General features: G+C 63.1%; 1 protein-coding gene. It reads right to left on the bottom strand.

Translation table 11 applies throughout. From position 1 onward, the window contains the following. Positions 1 to 116: 116 nt before the first annotated feature. Positions 117 to 737 (bottom strand): heme-copper oxidase subunit III, encoded by a 621-nt coding sequence (locus tag G6W55_RS37970; protein ID WP_078633202.1) that lies wholly within the window; start codon positions 735 to 737, stop codon positions 117 to 119. Positions 738 to 764 lie beyond the last annotated feature (27 nt).

Below are 764 nucleotides of genomic sequence, written 5' to 3'. Positions count from 1 at the left end.
CGCCGCCAGCGGATGGCGTCGTCGTGCGGAGAGCTTTTTCACGGATTACCCCGGTGTCAGGATCTTCTGCGTCGATGCTTCTGGAAGTGCGCTCTGCGGCGCGTGGAACGGTCCCGCTACTTGATCATGTAGATCGTGGCGAAGAGGCCGATCCAGACGACATCGACGAAGTGCCAGTAGTAGGACACGACGATCGCGGCGGTCGCCTGCTCATGGGTGAACCTCTTGGCCGCGTAGGTTCGCCCGAGGACCAGCAGGAAGGCGATCAGGCCGCCCGTCACGTGCAGGCCGTGGAAGCCGGTGGTCAGGTAGAAGGCCGAGCCGTAGGCGTTCGACGAGAGCGACAGGCCCTCGTGCTTCACCAGCTCGGTGTACTCGTAGATCTGACCGCCGACGAAGATCGCGCCCATGACGAAGGTGACGATGAACCAGCCCCGGAGCTTCTTCACGTCACCGCGCTCGGCGGCGAACACGCCGAGCTGGCAGGTGAGGGAGGAGAGCACCAGGATCGTGGTGTTCGTCGCCGAGAACGGGAAGTTCAGGGCGTCGGCCTGTTCCTTCCAGAAGTCCGGACCGGTCACCGATCGCAGGGTGAAGTACATCGCGAAGAGGGCCGCGAAGAACATCAGCTCGGAACTCAGCCAGATGATGGTTCCGACGCTGGTGAGGTTCGGCCGATTGACCGACGGGTGCGCGTGCCCGGTATCTACTGTCGTTGCTGTCGCCACGACCGACATTATGTCGGTCGCTTATCCCGCCCTCAC

Origin of the sequence: Streptomyces sp. CAI-85 (genome assembly GCF_013363615.1) — a bacterium.
In the GTDB taxonomy this organism is placed as follows: domain Bacteria; phylum Actinomycetota; class Actinomycetes; order Streptomycetales; family Streptomycetaceae; genus Streptomyces; species Streptomyces antibioticus_B.
Note: the sequence above shows the minus strand (reverse complement) of the source record. Positions and strands in the feature narration are given on the sequence as shown.